The sequence below is a fragment of the Leptospira ainazelensis genome (assembly GCF_016918785.1).
In the GTDB taxonomy this organism is placed as follows: domain Bacteria; phylum Spirochaetota; class Leptospiria; order Leptospirales; family Leptospiraceae; genus Leptospira; species Leptospira ainazelensis.
Genome location: NZ_JAFFPT010000079.1, coordinates 102,172 through 121,945, shown reverse-complemented (window position 1 = coordinate 121,945; position 19,774 = coordinate 102,172). Strand labels below are relative to the sequence as shown.

General features: G+C 44.8%; 17 protein-coding genes and 1 pseudogene. 14 read left to right on the top strand and 4 right to left on the bottom strand.

Translation table 11 applies throughout. From position 1 onward, the window contains the following. Positions 1 to 10 precede the first annotated feature (10 nt). Complete coding sequence (locus JWG44_RS19435) at positions 11 to 817, bottom strand: OmpA family protein (RefSeq protein WP_232371755.1); 807 nt, start codon at positions 815 to 817, stop codon at positions 11 to 13. A gap of 226 nt (positions 818 to 1,043) precedes the next feature. Between JWG44_RS19435 and JWG44_RS19430 the strand changes: the two genes are divergently transcribed. Continuing rightward, positions 1,044 to 3,998, top strand: coding sequence for a DUF1554 domain-containing protein (locus tag JWG44_RS19430; protein WP_205276723.1), 2,955 nt, complete (start codon positions 1,044 to 1,046; stop codon positions 3,996 to 3,998). Positions 3,999 to 4,229: 231 nt separating this feature from the next. On the opposite strand, the gene thiL is transcribed toward JWG44_RS19430, so the two are convergent. Continuing rightward, the gene (gene thiL, locus JWG44_RS19425; protein WP_205276722.1) at positions 4,230 to 5,153 is read right to left on the bottom strand and encodes a thiamine-phosphate kinase; all 924 of its coding nucleotides are present in this window, start codon (positions 5,151 to 5,153) and stop codon (positions 4,230 to 4,232) included. 41 nt (positions 5,154 to 5,194) lie between these two features. Between thiL and JWG44_RS19420 the strand changes: the two genes are divergently transcribed. The 7 genes from JWG44_RS19420 to mpl17 all read left to right on the top strand — a co-directional run bounded on the left by JWG44_RS19420 (position 5,195) and on the right by mpl17 (position 11,582). Next, the gene (locus tag JWG44_RS19420) at positions 5,195 to 5,824 is read left to right on the top strand and encodes a YceI family protein (protein WP_205276721.1); all 630 of its coding nucleotides are present in this window, start codon (positions 5,195 to 5,197) and stop codon (positions 5,822 to 5,824) included. Between the two features lie 337 nt (positions 5,825 to 6,161). Further along, positions 6,162 to 6,611, top strand: coding sequence for a 50S ribosomal protein L13 (rplM, locus tag JWG44_RS19415; protein ID WP_205276720.1), 450 nt, complete (start codon positions 6,162 to 6,164; stop codon positions 6,609 to 6,611). A gap of 16 nt (positions 6,612 to 6,627) precedes the next feature. Then, positions 6,628 to 7,032: a 30S ribosomal protein S9 gene (gene rpsI, locus JWG44_RS19410; RefSeq protein WP_205276719.1), complete on the top strand. Its 405-nt coding sequence runs from the start codon at positions 6,628 to 6,630 to the stop codon at positions 7,030 to 7,032. An 87-nt stretch (positions 7,033 to 7,119) separates the two neighbouring features. Then, positions 7,120 to 9,885, top strand: coding sequence for an alanine--tRNA ligase (alaS, locus tag JWG44_RS19405; protein ID WP_205276718.1), 2,766 nt, complete (start codon positions 7,120 to 7,122; stop codon positions 9,883 to 9,885). Next, a complete protein-coding gene (locus JWG44_RS19400) occupies positions 9,882 to 10,373 on the top strand; it encodes a YajQ family cyclic di-GMP-binding protein (protein WP_205276717.1) in 492 nt (163 codons plus the stop codon). The genes alaS and JWG44_RS19400 overlap by 4 nt, the downstream gene beginning before the upstream one ends. Before the next feature lie 112 nt (positions 10,374 to 10,485). Further along, positions 10,486 to 11,055 (top strand): Uma2 family endonuclease, encoded by a 570-nt coding sequence (locus JWG44_RS19395; RefSeq protein ID WP_205276716.1) that lies wholly within the window; start codon positions 10,486 to 10,488, stop codon positions 11,053 to 11,055. Between the two features lie 131 nt (positions 11,056 to 11,186). Further along, positions 11,187 to 11,582, top strand: coding sequence for a cell surface protein MPL17 (mpl17, locus tag JWG44_RS19390; protein WP_205276715.1), 396 nt, complete (start codon positions 11,187 to 11,189; stop codon positions 11,580 to 11,582). Between the two features lie 123 nt (positions 11,583 to 11,705). Here the strand turns inward: mpl17 and JWG44_RS19385 are convergent, their stop codons facing one another. Then, a complete protein-coding gene (locus JWG44_RS19385) occupies positions 11,706 to 12,131 on the bottom strand; it encodes a lipoprotein (RefSeq protein ID WP_205276714.1) in 426 nt (141 codons plus the stop codon). After that, positions 12,128 to 12,886, bottom strand: a complete 759-nt coding sequence (locus JWG44_RS19380) for a hypothetical protein (protein ID WP_205276713.1) — start codon at positions 12,884 to 12,886, stop codon at positions 12,128 to 12,130. Before JWG44_RS19380 ends, JWG44_RS19385 begins: the two co-directional genes overlap by 4 nt. Before the next feature lie 28 nt (positions 12,887 to 12,914). Here JWG44_RS19380 and JWG44_RS19375 point away from each other — a divergent pair, with 28 nt between their 5' ends. The 6 genes and pseudogenes from JWG44_RS19375 (at position 12,915) to JWG44_RS19350 (ending at position 19,722) form a co-directional block, all read left to right on the top strand. Beyond that, positions 12,915 to 14,498, top strand: a complete 1,584-nt coding sequence (locus tag JWG44_RS19375) for a M16 family metallopeptidase (protein ID WP_205276712.1) — start codon at positions 12,915 to 12,917, stop codon at positions 14,496 to 14,498. Between the two features lie 84 nt (positions 14,499 to 14,582). Next, positions 14,583 to 15,956, top strand: a pseudogene (locus tag JWG44_RS19370) (M16 family metallopeptidase); the annotation flags it as partial. Next, positions 15,957 to 16,784: an MBL fold metallo-hydrolase gene (locus tag JWG44_RS19365; RefSeq protein ID WP_205276710.1), complete on the top strand. Its 828-nt coding sequence runs from the start codon at positions 15,957 to 15,959 to the stop codon at positions 16,782 to 16,784. Next, on the top strand, positions 16,781 to 17,491 hold the full coding sequence (locus tag JWG44_RS19360) for an O-methyltransferase (RefSeq protein ID WP_205276709.1): 711 nt from the start codon (positions 16,781 to 16,783) through the stop codon (positions 17,489 to 17,491). Before JWG44_RS19365 ends, JWG44_RS19360 begins: the two co-directional genes overlap by 4 nt. 54 nt (positions 17,492 to 17,545) lie before the next feature. After that, positions 17,546 to 18,313: a hypothetical protein gene (locus JWG44_RS19355; protein ID WP_205276708.1), complete on the top strand. Its 768-nt coding sequence runs from the start codon at positions 17,546 to 17,548 to the stop codon at positions 18,311 to 18,313. Then, positions 18,313 to 19,722: an N-acetylmuramoyl-L-alanine amidase gene (locus JWG44_RS19350; protein WP_205276707.1), complete on the top strand. Its 1,410-nt coding sequence runs from the start codon at positions 18,313 to 18,315 to the stop codon at positions 19,720 to 19,722. The genes JWG44_RS19355 and JWG44_RS19350 overlap by 1 nt, the downstream gene beginning before the upstream one ends. Positions 19,723 to 19,774: the final 52 nt, after the last annotated feature.

Below are 19,774 nucleotides of genomic sequence, written 5' to 3'. Positions count from 1 at the left end.
CGCCTCTTTTTTAGAGAACGAGACGGACGGTGCCTACGTAGATTTCGGTTCTTCTGTTTCTTGGTTCTGCGAGCATCGTGTCCACGATCTTAAATTTATCCGCGTAACCGTCGACTTCTCCGAATCTGTTTTCGGGAAGATTGTGTTTTTTTGACAATTCGGATTTTACCGAATTGGCTCTGGCCTTACTCAGCGTTAGATTCGCGTAAAAATATCCGACGCTGTCCGTATGTCCGCCGACTCGCACTTTTGTTTCGGGGTATGCGTTCATCGCATCCGCGATTTTTTCGATCAAAAGTTTCGCCGCCGGTGTCAGAGTAGCCTTTCCGCTCGGAAAGGAAACGTCGCCGTCGATCGACAATAAAATTTCTCGGAGTTTTTTATTCTCGTCGGTGATTCTTTTTAGCGCGATCCCCTTTGTTTCCAAACCGTCCGCGACCGTATCGAACTTGGTTCCGCTGTATTCAAAGTCGGCCTTGATTCCCGTAAAAACTTTTTCCAAATAATCGGGAGTCCCTAAATCCTCCAAGGCGCCTTCGGGTAGTCTTCCCAACGCTTCTTCTCTCGATCCGCTTTCTACCGGTTCAGGATTGCTGGGAGGGCAACCGCAAAACTTTCGAAAGGCGGAGGAATTCGTAAAGTCCTTAACGTTGGATGAGAATCCGGAACAGGAAGCCGCGACAAAAAGAACCCACAGACAGGAGGATACCTTGAAGAAGACTGACTTTTTTCTCGCTCGAGAGTTGTCCTTTATGGATAGAATTGTATGTTTGGCGGTATTTTGAGCGCGGTCCGAGAGGTTAGGAGTTCCTTTCATTCTGATTCCGAAAATGTATATTTAAAATATTGAATGTAGATTCTCGCGTGCGACGTTTTGGGTACGCCCTTTTTTTGGAGAATTTTAAACAATACAATTAACCTTTTCGACGTAATATTCGAAGGAAACTAACGTTTTCGAACTAAAAAATAGTCAGGACGGTTGATTCTTCGAGCTTCCTTCGTCTTAAGAAATCATATATTTTAACTCCGGACTTTTAAGCTTCATGACAAAAGAGATTCGTTTTTCATCGTGTTCCTTCGTTCTTTCTAAAATTCTTCTTTCTCATCTCTGTCTCGTTCTTCTTTTTTCGCAGGTCTTTTCCTGTAAAAAAGTGAGCGACGCCGCAAGTTATGCGCTTTTTGGAATCAGTGAACAATGGAATGAAATCTTAAATTCGGTAGTTCCTTCGGGACTTCCGATTTCACTTCCTGCGGGTTTGGTTGCCGGTTGTCCTTCCGGAACTTCGACTTCGATTCTTACGATCGGGAACTGTTTCGACGATGGTAAGGATAAGTCGATTTCCGGTTTTATCGTAACGAAGTCGGGAGGTTCTTCCTGTTCGGCGCCCGATATCTACAGTCCAACGATCGCTCTCAATTCTTTACTCTCAGCTTTGGCGAATGATTCTACTTCCGCGGAATCGCCTCCTCCTTCGCCCGTCTTTGCCTCTTACAGCTTGATCAATTTGGGTTCCGTTGCCGGAGGAGTCCAATCCGCGAGATTTATTCTCCAGACCGATCAGCAGAGATCTACCGAATGGGTTCGAAATGAAATTCAAAGAAAAGTTTTTAACGATAGTTCGCAGAACATCGGTACTACGAGCGGAGCTTCCACCGATTCTTCTTTTATCGTTACGATTCGTGTGACCGCTACGGGTGCGAGCTGTACGGCGACGGTGGATACAAAATACGAAGTGACCGTCGTTCGAGCGGGAGCTTGGGATCTTTATTCTTCCCTCGTGGACGGTAATTTGGGAGGAGGCGGTTCTTCTCCTCCGGATCTAAGAAACGTTTCCTGTACTTGGAGAGAAACGTTTCCCACAAAGGCTCCTCCTAAGGCGGACTTTTTATTCGTGATCGACAACTCGGATACGATGACTCCGATTCAAACCGCGATCAAGAGCAAGATGGTAGCATTCTTCGATCGCGTTTCTACGGTCGGTCTCAACGCGAGAATCGCCGTGATCACCACCGATAGTTGGAAACTTCAGTCCTCAAGCGGAGACAACGGGAATTGGCTGGACGTCGGTTCTTCGACGGACCGAACCGCTTTTTTGGATACGTTAAACGCCATTGGAAACAACGGAGGTCAGTTCGAGTCCGGAATTTTTATGGCCACAAGAGCTTTGATGAATAACGCCTCCGGCGGTTCGCGTTGTTCCGGAGCGCAGCCGTATTGTTCCTCGAGCGGAAGGACGACTAACGGAGACAAGTGTTCGATCACTTCCGTAGCTTCCGAGGATCCTTGTAACGGGACAAACCAAAACGCTTGGAGTAAAAAGGTCGCATTGGGAAGAAGTTCGGTTCCCACCGCAGTCATCATCATCACCGACGAAGGGGATATGTACAATCACTGGGACAGTTATAATGCGACCTTCGGTTCCCTTTCGACTCCTTGGGGCCCTCTGGATTCTCCGGACGTTTTTCCGGATGCACGATCGGTTACGTTTCCAACGAGTCCTTTGTATTACAACGCAGGAAGCGCGGGGACTCCCGTTCTCGGAAGCGGAAGGACGTATACTGACTTCTTGGATTCTTTGAGAGATACTACAACGGGCGCCACCGGAGCGCCTTCGGTCAACACGATCTTAAATCTTTTTGCGGATCGGGCCAATACGAAAGTTTACGGTATCATCGCTCTCAACTCGCAGAGCAACGATTATACGACGATCGACACTTCGAAAAGTATCGATCCTTCGGCGTATTCGAGTCTTACTTTGACGAACTTTCATACGAGGACCGAGGTTTTTTGTAAAGGGGAGATTACGAGTTCCACACAGTGGGCGACGAGCGGACAAGTGGCTCACTATAGAACTCTCGCGAACATTGGAAATACCACTCTTACAAATCAACTGTTGAATACTCCTAACAATTTGGGTCGAGACGATATGGTTTATTCTTTAAAAGATATCGCGACTACGAGCGGTGGAAGTGTGACTTCCTTGTGCGGGACCTCCAATAGCATTAGTAATTACTTAAATTCGATCGTGGACAATATGGTAGCGTTACAGGGCGGATATCCATTAGGAAAGTATGATGCTACTTGGAATCGAACCTTTACTTCCGGAAATCCGAATACGGCCTTGTTCCCGACCGGAACCGCTCCTACTACGGGGAATATCAGTCCGGGAAGCGTGAAATTGTATGCGATTCCCAATACTAGAAATATCGACGGGGCCGATTTTATCGCTGCGAATTTGGTTCCAACGGGAACGCAGACCGCGACAAATCCGACCGGTTTTAGTTATACGATGATCAATGGGAATCTGGTTTTTACGAAGTATTCCGGATTTACCGATCTTCCCGCGAGCGCGAGCGCCAATCGAATTCTCGGTTTAGAATACAGATATACCTGGAAAGATGCTACGACTTCGGGGAATACAAATACGACCGTGGGGAACGTCGCGAATTGTCCGGCGTATCCGATCGCTTCGGCGGATACGACCTCTCCGGTGACTCCCGTAAGCAGAAGAATTTTCGTCTCCGCAAGCACGCATGACGGTAATTTTGGCGCGGATGCAAACGCGGTCGTAACAACGGCCGATGCGCTTTGTAACGCGGACGCGAACAAACCCGCGAACGGAACTTATAAGGCGCTGTTATGGGTTGGAACCGTTCGAAATCCGAGCACAACGGATTGGCCTTTGAAATCAAAAGTAGCGTATTTTCAATCGGGCGACAATCGAACTTGGGTCGGAACTACGGACGTAAATAAAAAGTTTCCATTCCCTCTCGTTGCGGGAATCGGAAATGCTGCGGAAGGAATTTGGACGGGGATCGACATCACGGGGACCGGTCCATGGACTTGGTCGGAAGACACAAACACTTGTAGCGGTTTTACGAGTACGGCAGGAACCGGTTCCACGGGAACAGCGAACGCGACGACGGTTCTTGGTCTGGACGACAACGCAGGCGATAGTTGTAACAACGCGAAAAAGATTTACTGCGTAGAACAATGATCCAAGAAGAATCCGATTTCGAATGGGACGACAAAGAAAGTCAGACCGAAAAAAAAATGAAATCGGACATTTATAAAATCCCCGCAAAATAAATAGCGGGGATGGAATTTTAAGAAATAGAAAAGTAGGAACTCCTAAAAAAAACGGGTTCTTACAGAAAACAACCTAAGCGCAAAAAAGGGCGGAAAAAGGGAACGTTTTCAAAAAGAATTCCGACTCTTTCAAAAAAAATCAAAAATGTTCAAAACCGAAATGTTCGAAATTCTTTTCGGTGCCTTTTTCGAAATAACGAACTCCTTTCCATTCCGAAGTCGTAGTTCCGATTTTTGTAATCGGAATCCCGCATAACGTGTTCGGGAGTTCCTTAGGACTTAAAAAAAGAAGCTCCAATTCTTCTCCCGAGCTTAAGGCTTCCCCTAAACTCAAAAAAGAAGATGTGCCGTCGATGAGTGGAATCTTTTCCAGAAAAATTTCAAGACCCAATTCGGAAGAAGCCGCGAGTTTGGGAAGATCCTGGAGAAGTCCGTCCGTGAGATCCATACAAGAGGATACCGGAAAATTTTTGGAGAGTTCTTGCGCTACGTTCAATCTGGCTTTTGGAGAAAGATGTTTTTCCAAGGAAAGGTTTCGAAGAGGTTCCGGAACTTTGAGGTCTTCGTTTAGAATTTTATAACCGAGTTGAGAGAGACCGACAGAGCCCGAAAGATAGAGAAAGTCGCCCTTTTTTCCGCCGGATCGTTTCCAGGGAAGGGCCGTTGTTCCGACCAGTGTCAGAGTAAGATTGAGGGAAGGAGAACGATACGTGTCCCCTCCGCAGAGAGAAATTCCGTAAGAAGAAAGAATCTCCGAAAGAGTTTCTGAAAAAGGAAGAATCCATTCTTCTTTTGAATATTTCGCGCTGAGGCCTAGGTTTAAAAACGCTTTTGTGGGAACTCCTCCTCCGGCGGCGATATCGGAGACGTTTACTTCCACGAGTTTTTTTGCGATTTCTCTCGGTCCGCTCCATTCGGTTCGAAAATGAGTTCCTTCGGAGATCGTGTCTGTCGTGTAGATCCGACCTTCTTCGTCCAGATAACAATCGTCAGTCTGAACGGAACCGGGAGGATAGAGGGTGCGGATGATTTCCGATTCTTTCAAATTCGAATTTTCCTTCAAAAATCTTGACTTTCTTTGATTTCGGATCAGTCTGAGAGACTATGAAACGAATCATTCTATTCTATTCTTTGATCCTCCTTCCGTTTGTCGCCGGATTTTCGGAAGAGCCGGCCAAAAACAAAAACTGCTCTTACATTTATGATCATTCCTCCACAAAGTTCGGATGGAAGGCTTTCAAGTTTACGGAGAAGACCGGAGTCGGAGGTTCCTTCGATACGATTGAAGTGGACGGAACTTCGTCCGGAAAGTCTCCGGAAAAAGCCTTGAAGGGTCTCAAATTTAGAATCGATCCGAATACGGTGAATTCAGCTAACAATGAGAGAGACGCGAAGATCAAATCCGCATTTTTTTCTCCTCTGAAGAAAAACGGAAAAATCGAAGGAAAGGTTTTATCCGCCGAGTTGAATTCCGACAAAAAAGCGGGGAAGGGAGTGATTCAACTTCAGTTTAACGGGGTAACGAAAAAGATCGAAGTGAACTTTTCCATCTCGGAAGAATCGCAAATAGAAGCTACGACCAAGATCGAACTCGGAGATTTCAAAGCGCTTTCTTCCGTCGAAGCCCTGAACCAAGTCTGTAACGACCTTCACAAAGGCAAGGACGGAATCTCCAAACTCTGGCCCGACGTGGATCTAACGATTTCAACCAAACTCAAGACTGCATGTAAGTAGAAAAAGTAGGAACTCTAACTTTTACCGAGGTTTTCTCCAAAGAATTTTCCTCTTTCGAAAAAATTCCGCGATCGCGATTGAAGCGGAAATTCCAAAGGAATTGGAGCGAAAAGCGCAGTCGCGAGCCTTTTGTAGAAAAAAATTTGCGAGCGAATCGCCCGCGTAAAAAGGGAAATTTCATCTTTTCAAGCGGAAGACAAAAAAGTAGGAACTCTCACAATTCAAAAGGAAACCGAAAGAGAGTCTTTCTCTCAAACGCTTCCTTTCCGGTATTTTGGTTCTTTTTTCTTGACTTTGGGGGTCAGAGCGAAAATCTGGCACCTACAGGACGATTTTCATGTCAGTATTATCAAAAGCACATAAAACTCCTTCTCTTACGAAAGAAAACGCCGTTAAAGGCTGGTTCGTAGTGGATGCGGAAGGAAAGACCCTCGGAAGACTTGTCTCCGGGATTGCCGCAAGACTTCGCGGAAAACACAAAGCAACTTTTACTCCTAACCAAGATTGTGGAGACAACATCATTGTTATCAATGCTTCTAAAGTGAAAGTAACCGGTAACAAAGAAACTCAAAAGAAGTATTATCATCACTCTCGTTATCCGGGTGGAATGACTGAAACTACTTTCAAAGATCTCATCGCTAAACAACCTGAAAAAATCATTTACGAGGCTGTTAAGGGAATGCTTCCAAAAAGCAAACTCGGAGACAAAATGCTCACCCATTGTAAAATATTTCCGGGTGCTGAACACAACCTCCAGGCGCAAAAGCCTGTGAAACTGGAAATCTAAGGAGACCGATTTAAGAATGGCACCCGCAGCAGCAAAAGAAATCTGGGCAGTAGGAAGAAGAAAAACCTCCGTTGCCCGCGTAAAAATCAAAGAAGGTTCCGGTAAAATCACCGTAAACCACAAAGATATCAAAGAATATCTTCAAAACCGCAAATCTATCATCGACGAAGCGATTCGTCCTCTGACCCTCCTGAACGTAACCGATAAGTATGATCTTAGCTTAAACGTTTCCGGAGGCGGAATCACAGGACAAGTGGGAGCGATTCGTCACGCACTCGCGAGAGCGATCTGCAGAATCAAACCGGAGTTCCGTCCTGCCGTTAAAAAAGAAGGATTCCTCACTCGGGATCCAAGAATGGTGGAAAGAAAGAAATACGGTCTTCACAAAGCGAGAAGAGGAACTCAGTTCTCCAAACGTTAAGTTTCTTTTTCATTTCATTTCGTTTTTTGAAATGCCTGAATCTCTTTCGTCCGAGAGCTTCAGGCATTTTTTGATTTTAGAGGTATCATGAAACGCCAATCCGTATCGGAAATCCGTGAAATTTTCTTAAACTACTTCAAAGACAAAGCTCATAACGTAGTTCCGTCTTCTTCCCTTCTTCCGGCCGGAGATCCGACCCTTCTTTTTACGACCGCCGGAATGGTTCAGTTCAAACCCTTTTTCACCGGAGCCGTGGAACTTCCCTACACAAGAGCTACCTCTTGTCAGAAATGCCTTCGTACGACCGACCTCGAAGTTGTAGGAAGAACCGAAAGACACTGTACCTTTTTCGAGATGCTCGGAAATTTCAGCTTTGGAGATTATTTCAAAGAAGAAGCGATTGAATACGCTCTCGATTGTTCGGTAAACCACCTGGGCTTTGATCAGGAAAAGATCTGGGTCACGGTTTATACAGACGACGACGAGGCTGAAAAAATCTGGCTTGAAAAAGGAATTCCTAAAGAGCGCATAACGCGTCTCGGAAAAAAAGACAATTTCTGGGGACCGGCTGGAGATAGCGGCGCTTGCGGACCTTGTTCGGAACTCTACCTGGATCGCGGAGTCGAGAAGGGCGGACCGGATTGTGCAACCAGCGGAACCTGTAAACCGGGATGCGACTGCGATCGTTTTTTAGAATTTTGGAATATAGTTTTCAACCAATTCAACCAGGACACCGAAGGGAATCTTCATCCTCTCAAACAAACCGGAATCGACACAGGCTCGGGACTTGAAAGAGTCGCGTTGTTGTTGCAAAACGTGGATTCCGTCTACGACACCGACGAACTCCGCAAAATCATTTCCTTTTACGAAGAATTATCTGGTCTCAAATATTCTTCCGAAAACAAAACCCCTTTCCGAGTCGTCACCGATCATATCCGCTCCGTTCTTTTTTCCATCAGCGACGGAATTTATCCCGATCGCACGGGAAGAGGCTACGTTATCCGTCGTTTGATCCGTCGTGCAACGCTCTTCGGAAGAAAGTTGAATTTTAACGAACCCTTTCTCTACAAACTCGTGGACAAGGTCATCGAAATCTATAAGGTCCGTTATCCCGAACTCGCAAAAAACGCGGCTTCTCTCAAAAAAACGATTCTCGCGGAAGAGGAACTCTTTCACAAAACCCTCGAACTCGGTCTTGAAAAAATCGAGGTTCTCGTTCAAAAGACGAAATCTTCCAGTCGGACGGTCTTCTCCGGTGCGGACGCATTCTTACTCTATGGAACCTACGGTTTTCCCGCAGAGATGACCGAAGAAATCGTCGCCGAACACGGTCTCTCCTTCGACAAAAAGGGTTTTCAAGAAGAATTGGAAAAGGACAGACAATTCTCCAGAGAATCCTGGAAGGTCCATAAGGTTTCTCTTATGACCGGACTCAACGTCGAAAAGACCGAGTTTCTCGGTTATTCTTCCCTATTAGAAAAAGGGAATATTACACATTTATTCTTTGATAATAAACCTGCTTCCGTTCTCAAAGAAGGTCAGGCGGGCGCCGTCGTTCTAAACAAAACCCCATTCTACGCCGAAGGCGGGGGACAGGTCGGAGACGTCGGATTCTTACGAAACGGAAAGAATGTCTTCAAGGTTCTCGACACACAAAAAGAGAACGATAGTATCATTCATTTCGGAGAAGTTTTGAGCGGAGAATTTTCCGTGGGTCAGGAACTCGACGCGGAAGTCGAGCAGCTCCGAAGAGAAAGACTTCGTTTTCATCATTCGGGAACTCACCTCTTAAACGGAGCGCTTCGCAGTCTGCTCGGCGATCACGTCCTTCAAAAAGGGTCTGTTGTTTCTCCGGAATATCTGCGTTTTGATTTTTCACATCCTTCCGCGCTCACTCAAGAAGAAATTCGAAAGATCGAATCCTGGGTCAACGAATCGATTCGTAAAGACCTCGGAGTCGAAACCAAAGAACTCGCGATCGACGAAGCCAAAAAAACCGGCGCCGTTGCGACGTTCGGTGAAAAATACGGAGATAAGGTCCGAGTCGTTCAGATGGGAGACGCTTCCGTGGAATTCTGCGGAGGAACTCACGTTACTCATACCGGAGAGATCGGTTATTTCTTTATCAAAAAAGAATCTTCTCCAGGAGCGGGAAACCGCCGTATTGAAGGCGTCTGCGGTCCTGCTGTGATCGAAACGTTTCAGAATCGTTTTGCGGAACTCACCGAAGCGGTTCAAAATCTTAATCTTAAAATCAAATCGGAGTTAGGCGAGGAAGGGAAGAATCTTTGGATCACGAGTGAAATCCCGGGTCCGACGGAGATCCGGGAAAAACTCGAAAAGGAAGGCGCGTCCGCGGTTACATTCTTTCGAGATCTTTCCGAAACGATCGCACTGAAGATAGAGGAAAATACTTCCCTTTTTCTAAAAGCGAAGAAATCTTTCGAGTCCAGGGACTTTGAGAACAACGCTTCCGTCATCGAATCCGTCTTTGCTTCCGCGATCGATACCGGAGCGGGAAAAATCCTTTCGGCGATTTTTGAAGATAAGGATCCGAGTTCCTTGAAGGGACTTTCGGACAACCTCAAGGTCAGGGAAAAAAATCTCCTCGTGATTCTTGGAAGTAAAACTTCGGAGAGTGCGAGCGTAGTGATCACCTGTTCCACCGAGCTGACTTCGAAAGGAATCCATTGCGGGAATCTTGTAAAGGCCGCCTGTGCGGCGTTAGGTGGTAAGGGCGGCGGTAAACCCGACATGGCTCAGGGCGGCGGAAAGGAAATTCAGAATCTGGATTCTGCGATTGCCGAAGCCGTCAAAGAAGCAAAACAAATTTTAAGCGGAGAAAGAGTATGAGCGATCCATCCTTTGACGTAGTTTCTGAAATCAGCAGACCCGAATTGATCAACGCGGTTACACAAGCCCTCGGTGAAATCAAAACACGTTTTGATTTTAAGGGTTCTAAATCCGACATCCAATTGGAAGAAGAGCAATTGATCCTCACTTCCGATAACGAAGGAAAACTCGAAAGTGTCATCGACGTTTTGGTTTCCAAAATGGCGAAACGCGGAATCGGTCTGAAAAATTTCGATTTCAAATCCAAGATCGAACCCGCGACCGGCGGAACGGTTCGTATGAAGGTCAAGATCCGAAAAGGAATGGAAAAGGAACAGACCAAGGAAGTCACAAGACTGATCAAAGATTCTAAACTCAAGGTCAGCGTCACCATCATGGGAGAATCGGTCCGCGTCGTCGGAAAGAAAAAGGACGACCTCCAGGAAGTGATCCACCTTTTGAAAACTTCCGATCTTCCTTTTGACGTTCAATTTACGAATTACAAATAAAACCGCTCCCCAAGATTCGGTTGACATTCGATTCTGAATCGTTCAGAATCTGATTTCAAAAAGAGGTTGAACTGTTCCGGTTTTAAACCCCATCTTAGAATGAGTTCTCACTATGCCAATGACCGAATTCAAAACGGATAAAGATCTCGCCAAACTTCCGGAAGGAACCTTGGCGGAACTTTTGGATGGTGAAATATTTATGGTTCCAGCTCCGATTCCCGAGCATCAAAGAATTTCTGGCGAACTACATTTTTATTTAATGCAGTTTGTAAGAAAAAATCAGAACGGGATAACTCTCGCTTCTCCCATCGACGTTCTTCTGGACGAGTACAACGTAGTTCAACCCGACCTGATCTTCATTGCAAAAGAAAGAAGTTCTATCATTCAAAGGACGAGAGTCGAAGGCGCTCCCGATTGGGTCGCGGAAATTCTCTCCGAAGGGAACGCGTATCACGATCTCAAGACCAAGAAGAAACTCTACGAAAAACACGGAGTCAAAGAATACTGGATCTTAGACCCGATGGAAAGATCGATCGAAGTTTTTTCCAATGGAGAATCCGGTTTTCAACTCGTTGTTTCGGCGACAACCGGGAAGGTTTCTTCCGTTTTTCTCAAAGACTTTTCCGTGGATTTGGAAAGGATCTTCGGAAAGCCGGAATCGATCAGCCAGTTTCAAATTTAATCCAACCGCAGAGTTTTCCCAAAATTCCTTAAGAAATAGGAGCAAGAAGTAAGAGAGTCGGAGGTCTAACGTTTAGAGAAGCGAAGAATTCTTTTCTTGAACAAATCCTCGAACAAATTGGTCAAACTAACATGAAAAAAATAATCCTCATCAGTGTTCTCGTAAGTTGTATTACCTTCGGAGTTTTTGCCGAAGAGGAAAGTCCGGTTAAGTTCAAACTGGAAAAAAGTTTTGGAAATTCCTATCTCTTAAAAATCGTTCATCCTTCGAATTTCGGAATTCAAAAAGACGCACCTCATAAAATTCTTCTCAACGCCGGAAAAGGTGTAAAAGTGGAGAAGGCGAATCTTACGGTAAAAGGGAAAACTTCCGAAAAGAAAAAAGAGTATCTTGCTTCGGTCGATCCGATCCAGCTTACGGTGACCGGAAAAGGGGATCTGGAAATTCACGGAAAAATCTACTACTGCAATTTCGACAAGAATATCTGTATTCCCGGAAAGATCCAACAAGTAGAAATCATTCAGTGACGTTTTTTCAGTCGTAAAACTGATGTCGTAAAAAGAGGATCGCATTCGCGGTCCTCTTTTTTTGCAGGTCCATACAAAGACATACATGCAAAGGCCGCAAATCTTGCGGCGCCTAACGATCGATTATCTTTTCAAAGAAGATCTCAAACCGGGAGAATTGACTTGAAACAGAAAGTAAGTCTTTCCGTGGATCGCCCCCGATGACTTGACGATTTTTCCCTTGGTTTCGACTAACTCTTTGATGACGATCTTATCGGAGGAGCGAAACGTTTCCCCTTTTTCCGCGATCAAAAGATTGATCGCTCTTTTGCGGGCGAGGTCTTGTGCGTTTTCCTGACTTCCTTCCAATGAAGAAATCACAACTTGAAACGTATCTCCGTTGATAAAACCTTCGGTCGCCTTGATGTATTCGTCCGCGGAGTTTGCGTTCGATTCTTCTTGAACCGTCGTTGTGGATTCTTCCTTTCCGTTTTCAACGGGTTTTCTCGCGCCGGAAGAACATTCGATGAAAAATAAGATCGATAGGATGCAGAAAAAAACAAGTCTCATGGAGCCTCCGGCGTTTCTTGTTTAGAGATCGGTTGAATTCCCTTTCGTATAACGTTCGCATACAAATCTTTCTGAATATTTCTATAAATGAAAGTACAATTCGCGGGGTCGCTATAGTCTTCTCGAAAAAGAAACATGGAATTTAGGAACCAAGCAAAGGCTCCTCTGTAAAGTAAAACGTCTTGGTTCAAAAGTTTTACTTTCTCTTTTTCTCTTTCGGCCGCTTTCGGATCGGGAATCGCGGAAGAGTTTGTCGAAGGAGCATACGGATTGGAAGACTGGGTCGCGCTGTTGGTGGACGCACCCGAGACCGCGACCCCTCCGGGGGTGGAATTTACCGAGGTCGTATTCGTTATCTGGGAAGGAAGGGCAGGGTTTGTATTGTTGATCGTAGGATCCGCTTGGAGACTTCCGTAAAGACTATCGTTCTCGCGGATTTCTTTGATGAGAATCGAAACTGCCATCTCGTCTCTTTTTGTTTCCGCGATCTTTCTACACTGTTTTCTGAGTTCCAAAATTCCGGCGTCTTTGGATGGAAGAGGAACCTTGACAAGAATCTGAAAGAATTCTCGGGAAATAAAACCGATATCTTTTACGTTTTCCAAAACCTTCTGTCTGTATTCCGGATCCGCAGGAACGCAAAAAGAGAAGAATAGAATCGCGATTCCTAAAAACAAATGGTAAGACCGCATGAGACAAGCATTTCCCGATTGGGAGTAAAAGGAAGCAGGATTTTTTCGTGAACTTCTGGACACCAGGTCCCAAAGAGGAAAGACTGTAAGCATGTCTTTCAAAAAACCGATTCTTAAACCTCGTTTGATTTTTGGAATCTGTCTCTTCTTCTCCTTCGCGTCCTTGTCCGCGGACGGTTCCATTTTTTCAGGTCTCAAAAAGTCCTTAGAAGAAAAAACAAGAACCTTTCAGATGGAAAACGGACTGAGAGTTCTGATGATGAAACGGGAAGATTCTCCCACGATCGCGGTTTATTCCAAATTTTTAGTCGGCTCGGCGGATGAAACCCCCGAGATCGCAGGAACGGCTCATCTCTTGGAGCACATGCTCTTTAAGGGAACAAAAAATATCGGAACCACAAATTACGAAAAAGAAAAACCTTATCTGGATCAAATCGAGGTCTGGGGAAAACGTCTCGACGGACTTCGTATCCAAGAAGCCGAGATAAAAGCGAAGGGCGAAGAGCCTTCGAAGGAATTGAAGAATCAAATCGAAACCCTGCAAAAACGTTTCACCGTTCTTTTGGAATTACATCGTAAGTTTGTAGTCTCCAACGAAGACAATTATATCTATTCCCGAAACGGTGGAGTCGGTTTTAACGCTTATACTTCGAACGACGTTACGAACTATCAGATTCTTCTTCCCGCAAATCGTTTGGAAATTTGGGCCAAACTCGAATCCGATCGGCTCAAAAATCCTATATTACGAGAATATTATACGGAAAGGGAAGTTGTCTTGGAAGAAAGAAGGATGCGCGTCGAAAACAGAGGGTTGGGAATTCTTCGCGAAAAATATATGGATGCCGCCTTTCCGGAAAATCATCCGTATCGGATGCCGGTCATCGGTTATGAAAAAAATCTCGGATTCTTGGATCTTGAAAAAACCCAAAACTTTTTTAAGAATTATTACGATCCTCAGAGAATGGTCATCGCAGTCGTAGGATCTTTGGACTTTGAAAAAACGGAGTCGATTCTGAGAAACTATTTCGGAGATTTAAAAAAAGGAAAACCGGTTCCTCTGAAAAAAGTTCCGGACGCTGGATTTGCGGGGCCGAAGTTTGTTTCGGTGACTCATCCGAGTAATCCTTCGAAAATTATCGGATTTAATAAACCGACATTCCCGCATCCCGACGACGCGGTTTTTGGAATCATAGATACTCTTCTTGCCGAAGGAGAATCCGGACGTCTTTACAAACGGTTGGTTTTGGAAGAACAGATCGCGCAGGGAGTTTCCTGTTGGAACGGGGATCCCGGAGATCGTCTTTCCAATCTTTTTTCGATCTACATCACTAACAATCAAAACGCGGATCAGAGAAAGGTGGAGAATGTGGTCCAAGAAGAATTGGATCGTTTAAAAACGGAGCCCATCACAAAAGAGGAACTCTTCCGGATCAAAAATCAAATCCTGGGAAGTTATCTGAGAGGCCTCGATGACAACGGAAAACTCGCCGACGTTCTTTCTCTTTTTCAACTTCTCTACGGAGACTGGAAAGAACTTCTGAGAGGTTACGAAGAATTGGACGCGGTCACTCCGGAAGACGTACAAAGAGTTGCGCGGAAGTATTTAGTTCTCGAAAACAGAACCATCGCCGATCTCAATCCGCCAGCCAAAGAAACAAAAATTTCGGAAAAATAGGACTCGAACTAAAATAAATTCATGAAACCTTATATTCAAAAATTATACTATTTTCTGATCGTATCGATCGCATTCATCTCGCCGCTTTCTTCTGCTCCGGGAGACTTTGTAAAAAACTTAAAAATCCCTCCCTTGAGTTTCGAGTTTCCCGAAGTGCAGACTTTTTCCTCCGGAAAAGGAACCGAAGTTTTGTTTTTGCCGGGAGAGGAATTTCCGCTTCGCAATCTGGAAATTCATATCTATTCCGGAATCCTTTCCAATCCGGAGTTACGTCCCGAAATCCCTGAACTTTTTGTGGAAGCCTGGAAACACAGCGGAACCGCTTCCGCGCCCGGGAGCAAATTTTTGGAAACCCTCGAAGGATACGGAGCCAAACTCGATACCGACGCGAACTCGGACAAGGTCGTGCTGACCGTTTCGTATCTTTCCCGATTCGAAAAGGAAATTCTCCCCCTTCTGAAAGAATTTATTTCCAACCCTTTGTTAAACGAAGAGGGATTTTCGGTCGCAAAACTCAAACTCGAGGAAGCGATCAAACGTAGAAACGATAAACTTCCGGACATCGCCTATCGAAAAACAGCGGAACTCGTCTACAAAGGAACGGTTCTCGGTAAAAGCGCCGAACTGGATTCTCTTTCAAAAATCCAATCTTCCGATCTCAAAGATTATTTCGACAAGGTGGTTTCCACGTCCGGAAGAGTCGTCCTGCTCACGGGCGACTTGAAAAAAAAGGAAGCGGAACCCCTGATCGTTTCGTTACTTCCGGATCGTGCGGTCGTTCGAGAAGACAAAAGGCTTCTCGTAAGCACACAAGGTTTAAAGAAGAATTTGGATTCTCTTTCGTATCAAATCTTAAACGTAGAGAAGGACGCGACCCAGAGTATCGTAATGATGACGGGAATTCTTCCACCTCACAGAGACCCCGATTTTTACGCGATCCAACTCGTTAACTACATCATCGGAGGCGGCGGTTTTAGTTCTTACTTTATGCAAAAAATCCGGTCCGATCGCGGGCTTGCGTATTCCTCCAATAGCGCAACTTATTTTGAAAAAGACTATGGAATCGTTTACTTTACGACTCAGACAAAAACTTCCACGACCAAGGAAGTTTACGATCTTATGAAGGAAATATTAAGCGAAGAGACGATTTCCAAGATCACCGAACAGGAACTTGAAACGGCGAAACAATCGATCGTAAATCGGTTTATCTTTCAGTTTGCGGATAAGATGGGAATTCTTCACAACACGCTTCGATTTCGGGAACACAACATGTCTTCGGATTATCTTAAAAATTATCGTGATAAAATTCAGGCCGTTACTCTTTCCGATCTCAAAAGGGTCGGAAAAAAATACTTCGTAAGTTCCGGAGTAAAAACGATTCTCACTGGACCGAAGGATATTACGAAAGGATTAAAGGAAACGACCCGGACGATTTCTCCGGAGGAAAGGATTCCCTGAGTGTATTGTAAGTTCCAGCACAAACAATATCAGTTTGAAGGAATTTCGGAAGGTGGGATTCGTACATCGATCTATCTTCCGTCTTTGAGTCTGATGTTTGATATCGGCGCGCAGAATCCGAATCGGATTCATCTTGATACTTTGCTCTTGACTCATTCTCATCTGGATCATTCCGCGGGGCTTCCGTATTATATTTCTCAGAGATCTCTTCGCAAACTAAAACCCCCGAAAATTTTTGTTCCGCCCGCTCTCGAAGAGCCGATGAGAAAAATTTTGGATCTTTATTCTAAAATCGAAGACTTTCCCTATCACTACGATTTACGCGCGGTGGCTCCGGGAGAAAAAGTGGATTTGGATTCCACCCATTTTTTTTCCCCTCACAAAACCTTTCATCGTGTTCCTTCCCAAGGTTATACGATCTACGAAAAGAGAAAAAAACTCAAAAAAGAATTTCAATCTCTTCCGCAGCACGAGCTAAACAAAATTCTGAAGGAGAATCGGGAAGTTTCCGAGCTGAGTTCGATCCCCGTGATCAGTTTTTCCGGAGACACAAAGATAGAATACGTTTTGGAAAGCGAGGACGTAGCAAATTCAAGTATTCTATTTATTGAATGTACTTATATCGATCAAGAAAGAAACGTAGAACGCGCGCGCGAATGGGGACATATTCATCTGGATGAAATTCTCGAAAACCTTTCCTCCTTTAAGAATGAAAAGATCGTTCTCATCCACTTTTCAAAACGTTATCCGCTTCCTTATATAAGGGAAGTTTTGGCGGATAAAATCCCGGAAGATCAAAAACACAGATTCCATCTTTTTATCCCATGAGCAAGGGAAGTCCTCCGGGAAAATACGGGACCTCCGTGTTTCTGGAAGGTCTGGAAGAAAAAATCGATTCCGAACTGATTCCTCGTCCGATCGCGATTCTTTATCAGATGGAAGAGGACGCCGCTGCGGAAGGTGTTCCCGTCTTAACTCCCGCTTCCGGTTCCGTTCTCAAATTTTTAGTAGAGACGGAACAACCGGAAGAAATTTTAGAATTGGGAACCGGCTACGGGATTTCCCTTTTTTGGATGGCATGCGGTTTAAAAAAAATCGCGAAGGTGGTTTCTTTGGAAAGAGAGATCTACTACATCGCGAAGGTTCGTTCTTATCTCGAAAAACATCCATTTGGAGATTTGGAGATTCACCTTCTCAAAACTCACTGTCTTCAGTATTTGAAAGAAGCTAACGAAAAAAACGCGAAAGAATGGAAGGGGAAATTCGTATTCATAGATTGTGATAAGGTTCTTTATCCCGAAATTTTTCGAATCTTAAAAGAACTAAAACCGGACGTCGCTGTGTTCGATAACGTGCTCTGGCACGGAAGAATTTTCGACCCATCAAGACAGGCTCCTTCGGATAAAGCCGTAAGAGAATTTTGGGAAGAAGTCAGGGCTTCCGAACTTTTCTATACTCTGTTTCCGGTCGGAGACGGTTTGCTCCAAATCCGTTTTCGAGAGAAGAACGGTTTTGAATCGCAAAACAAACTCTAAAAATACTAGTTGCGTTTTAAAACGCTGTGTTATACTTCCGCGTAGGAGATTCGCATGTCATTAAAAAGTTTCCAGATTTCATTCGCCCTATTCTTATTTGTTACTGTTTCCATAGGCGCCCAATCCGGCTCGGCTAAAGACGAAGAAAAGGGAAGCGAACTCGCGAGCGCGGCCAACGATCCGAAGTACCAAGGCGACTATTTGGAAGAATTTCATTATGCGAGAACTTTGGATTCCGTAAAAGAAAGAGTCAAAAACGATATTCACGCTCTTTCCACCGTGACTAAAAACTTCGGCTCGAGCGTTCAAGGTTCCAATGAAGAATTAAACGCCATCTGGAAACAATACAACGACGCTTTGCATTATTATTACAGAAGACAATACGTGGTCGCGGGAAGAAAGATGCGCGAGACTAGCGAGAATGTGGACAAACTCTATAACAAGTTTTCGGATCAGTATAACAAAAGGACGGACCAACTTCTCGGAGAATGTGCGGATACTATCGTAAGCGTGGAACAAACCCAGAACGGACTCACTCCGTCCGCTTCGGCGAGAAGCCGCGAAATTTCCACCAATCATCATAAACTCCAGATCGCATACTACCAGATGATCCAAGCGGATAGAATGCGGAAAGATTCGAGATATAAGGATTCTCTCATTCACTTCCGTTTAGCAAAAGAATACGGAATTTCGATTTTGAGCAAACTGAAGGCGGAAGAAGAGGGTAAGAACGTTCGTGAAAAATATAAAGTGGACCTGAGCGACAACCGAAATATGGTGTTCTCCGAAAGCTCAGACAATAAGGATCCGCAGAAAAAATAGTGAGGCGACTGAAAAACTTTTCCTTCTTTTTAAATTTTTTTCTTTTATCGATTTTCCTTTCGGGGGCGGTTGCAGAGGCCGGCCCGGGAAAAAAAGAAGAACCCGATTCTTCCGTTCAATCTCCCGTTAAAACTTTTAAGGTAGTGATCGATCCCGGACACGGGGGAGTCGATCTCAAACCGAAGGAAGACCACGGGGATAAATACGATCCCATCTCGGATAAATATCTAGAACTCTATAAAGCCGGGGCTTCCGCCAAAGGAAGAAAAGAAAGGGCAGTTGTATTAGAACTTGCTAAAGAACTCAAAGACATTCTCGATCTCACGAGAACGGAAGACGGTTTTGAAACTTTCAAATCGCATATGAAAACCTTTACGAACGAGGATCTTCCTTGGATCAAAATCGATTCGGTCATGACGAGAAACGGAAACGCCGAAGAAAGGGAATACTCGGCAAGCGAAGATCCGAACGGTCCATATCGTCTTTTTGATTATCCCGATAAAAAAACTAAAAAAATCAAACAGGGAAGAATTTCGTTTATCAATCAGGAAAAACCGAACTTGGTTGTTTCTCTTCATCTCAATCCTAGTTACAAGGAACATCCCGGCGGAATGGCGGCGGTCCTTTCTCCTTCTTACAGAACTTTCTATGTTCTAAAAGGGATTTCGGAAGGAAGATACAAGGAAGAAAAGTTTACCGAATCTCCTTGGAGTCACTGGATGATTTTCAAGGAAGGCTGGTCTCGTCTGGAGAACGCGGTCGCGGATGCTTGGATTTATTTTCACGGGTATTGGCCGAACAAGAGCGGAAAAAAAACCGACCTTTCCGCGTTTGAAGGTTATCGTCAGAACATGATCACTTGGAGATACAAAGACCTTCCGGGTTGGGAAGAATTGGCCAAGGTCGGCGGAAAAGGACCGTATTCTAAAACTCACAAAAGTTTTTCCGCTGAAGGAAAGTTTTGGGAAAGAGAAAAAGCCGATCCCGAACTCTGGAGAAGAGAGGACGGAAGAGAAGGTTTTGGAGGCGACAACCACTATGCTTCCGCGGAGCTTATGCGTTTTGTGCAATACGGACTTCGTAAAAGAAGCGAAGACGAGGATTCTCCCGAACCCGGACCGATCAACAAACCTTATCTTTCCACATACGCGTTACCCACCTTTGTAAACGCGATCTCCGCTTATTTAGAAATCGGTTATATAGACAAAGAGAAAGATATGACTCTGATGACAAAACGTAGAAAGGACGTCGCGATCTCTCTCGCCGCGGGAATCTATTCCTTAGTCCACGGAATCAAGATCAAACACCAAGAGTATCCTTATGTTCCGGTCGGCAAGAAGATCAACTGGTCGCGTTATGAAAAATGGAAGGACGGAAATTACTTTCAAATCGTTGATGGCGGAGATTGATTTTAAATCGAATCGATTGAACTTTTGCCTCAAGGATGTCTAACCTCTTCCG